Origin of the sequence: Intrasporangium sp., from assembly GCF_039812505.1 — a bacterium.
Lineage (GTDB): Bacteria > Actinomycetota > Actinomycetes > Actinomycetales > Dermatophilaceae > Intrasporangium_A.
The window spans coordinates 1-3,031 of sequence record NZ_JBDIAQ010000251.1; the positions used below are offsets into that span (position 1 = coordinate 1).

Sequence of the window (3,031 nt, forward strand, 5' to 3'; positions counted from 1 at the left end):
CGGGACCGGCCCGGTCGAGGGTGCCGACGACGAGGCCGGGTTCACCGCCCGCCCGGCGGCGCTGCGGGTCGGGCTCGACCGGCTGCAGCCGGGCTCGCCGTTCCTGCAGGAGTGCTTCGGCCCGACGGCCCTGGTGGCCGAGTACGACTCGCTCGATGGTGGCCTGAGCGCGCTGGCCCGGCTGCAGCCCTCCCTGGCCGGGTCGGTCATCACCGCCGGACCGCACGACCCCGACGCGGGCACCGCCGTCGCAGCGCTCGCGCGCCAGGTGGGCCGGGTCGTCGTCGACGGCTGGCCGACCGGCGTCGCCACCAGCTGGGGCATGCACCACGGCGGCCCGTGGCCCGCCACGTCGCGGCCCGACGCGTCGAGCGTGGGCGCGGCCGCGCTGGTCCGCTTCACCCGCCCGGTGTGCTTCCAGGATGTGCCCCAGGCCGCGCTACCGTCTTTCCTGTGCGACGACAACCCGTGGGGCCTGCCGATGGCACGGACGGCGACATGGTGAGCCGGCCGACCACGCTCGCCGAGCCGACCGGCCGCCGGGCCGGTGAGGCGGCCGAAGCCGGTGAGCCGGCCGAGGCCGGCGCTCGGGCGGAGCAGCCGCTGGCCGGCATCGTCGTGGCCGACTTCAGCCGGGTGCTCGCCGGTCCGCTGGCGACCATGACCCTGGCCGACCTCGGCGCCCGCGTCATCAAGGTCGAGCGACCGGGGTCGGGCGACGACACCCGGTCCTGGGGGCCGCCGTTCACCGAGCATGGCTCGACCTACTTCGCCAGCGTCAACCGGTCCAAGGAGTCGGTCGCGCTCGACCTGCGCGATCCCGACGGGCTGGCCACCGCCCGCCGCCTCGCCGAGCGGGCCGACGTCGTCATCGAGAACTTCAAGCCGGGCACCATGGCCCGGCTGGGCCTGGCCTACGAGGACCTCGTCGCAGCCAACCCGGGGCTCGTGTACTGCTCGATCAGCGGGTTCGGTTCGACCGGCGGCGCCGGGCTGCTCGGCTACGACTTCATCGTGCAGGCCGTCGGCGGGCTGATGAGCATCACCGGAGCTCAGGGCGGTGAGCCGACCAAGGTCGGCGTCGCCCTCGTCGACGTCCTGACCGGCAAGGACGCCGTCATCGGCATCCTCGCCGCGCTGACCGCGCGGGCCCGGACCGGCCGGGGTGACCGCATCGAGGTGACGCTGCTGACCAGCCTGCTCGGCGGTCTGGCCAACCAGGCCCAGGCCCAGCTGTCCGTGGGGGTCGACCCGGTCCCGCTCGGCAACCGGCACCCGTCGATCGCGCCGTACGAGACGCTGCACTGCGCCGACGGCCTGCTCGCCGTCGCCTGTGGCAACGACGAGCAGTTCGGCCGGCTCAGCACGGCCCTGGGCCTGTCCTGGCTCGCCGCGGACGCCCGGTTCGCCACGAACGCGGCGCGGGTGGCACACCGCGACGAGCTGGCCGGTTGGCTCGAGAGCGTCCTGACGACCGCACCGGCCGCCTACTGGGCCGAGACCCTCACCGCGGTGCAGGTCCCGGCCGGCCAGGTCGGCACGATCGGCAGCGGCATCGCGCTGGCCGAGGCGCTGGGCCTGGCCCCGACGGTCGACATAGGTCCCACGCACGCCCCCCAGGTGCGCCACCCGGTCAGCTGGGCGGCATACCGGACCGCTCGCGCCACCCCGCCGCCCGAGCTCGGCGAGCACACTGACGAGGTGCTCGCCTGGCTCGACCAGCCCCGACCCGCAGCGACCGACCCGGCCCGACGGCGCCCCCCGAAGCGCCGCAACGGCAGGCCGGCGACCACTCCCCGCACCGACGAGAGGTGACCCACATGTCCACCACCGCGCCCAAGGGCAGCCCCCACCCGGGCGACCTGCTCGGCATCGACGACGTCCTGAGCGACGAGGAGAAGGCGATCCGCGCCACCGTCCGCCAGGTCTGCGAGCGGGTCGTCGACCCGTATATCGCCGACTGGTTCGAGCGGGGCGAGCTGCCGGCTGCCCGCGAGCTGGCCAAGGAGTTCGGCCAGGTCGGCCTGCTCGGCATGCACCTGACCGGCTACGGCTGCGCCGGGATGAGCGCCGTCGACTACGGGCTGGCCTGCCTCGAGCTGGAGGCGTCCGACTCCGGAATCCGCTCGCTGGTATCGGTGCAGGGCTCGCTGGCGATGTTCGCGATCTGGCGCTGGGGCACCGAGGAGCAGAAGCAGCAGTGGCTGCCGCGGCTCGCGGCCGGCGAGGCGATCGGCTGCTTCGGCCTGACCGAGCCGGACCACGGCTCCGACCCGGGCTCGATGCGCACCCGGGCGCGCAAGGACGGCACCGACTGGGTGCTGAACGGCGCCAAGATGTGGATCACCAACGGGTCGATCGCCGACGTCGCGGTGGTCTGGGCCAACGCCGGCGAGGAGCACGGCGGCATCCGCGGCTTCGTCGTGCCGACCGACACCCCCGGCTTCTCGGCACCGGAGATCAAGCACAAGATGTCGTTGCGGGCCTCGGTCACCAGCGAGCTGGTGCTGGACGGCGTGCGGCTGCCCGCCGACGCGGTCTTCCCCGAGGTCCGCGGGCTCAAGGGCCCGCTGTCGTGCCTGAACGAGGCGCGGTACGGCATCGTCTGGGGTGCTCTCGGCGCGGCCCGCAGCTGCCTCGAGTCCGCCCGCACCTACAGCATCGAGCGTCAGCAGTTCGGCCGGCCGATCGCCTCGTTCCAGCTGACCCAGGCCAAGCTGGCGAACATGGCGGTCGAGCTGGCCAACGGCCAGCTGCTGGCCCTGCACCTCGGCCGCCGCAAGGACGCCGGGACGCTGCGGCACGAGCAGGTCAGCGTCGGCAAGTACAACAACATCACCAAGTCGATCGAGATCTGCCGGACCGCGCGGACCATCCTCGGCGCCAACGGGATCAGCCTGGAGTACCCGGTCATGCGGCACGCCAACAACCTCGAGTCGGTGCTGACCTACGAGGGCACCGCGGAGATGCACACCCTGGTGGTCGGCCAGGTGCTGACGGGCATCGCTGCCTTCCGTTGAGGTGATGCGTC

The 3,031-nt window shown here is 73.5% G+C and carries 2 protein-coding genes and 1 pseudogene; all 3 read left to right on the forward strand.

Going from position 1 to position 3,031, the window contains the following annotated elements; genetic code table 11:
* Positions 1–505: pseudogene (locus WMI84_RS17830) on the forward strand (aldehyde dehydrogenase (NADP(+))); the annotation flags it as partial.
* Entirely contained in the window at positions 499–1,815 is a 1,317-nt protein-coding gene (locus tag WMI84_RS17835) for a CoA transferase (RefSeq protein WP_347355116.1), read from the forward strand. The pseudogene WMI84_RS17830 and the gene WMI84_RS17835, both read left to right, overlap by 7 nt.
* Positions 1,816–1,820: 5 nt before the next feature.
* Complete coding sequence (locus WMI84_RS17840; protein WP_347355117.1) at positions 1,821–3,020, forward strand: acyl-CoA dehydrogenase family protein; 1,200 nt, start codon at positions 1,821–1,823, stop codon at positions 3,018–3,020.
* Positions 3,021–3,031 lie beyond the last annotated feature (11 nt).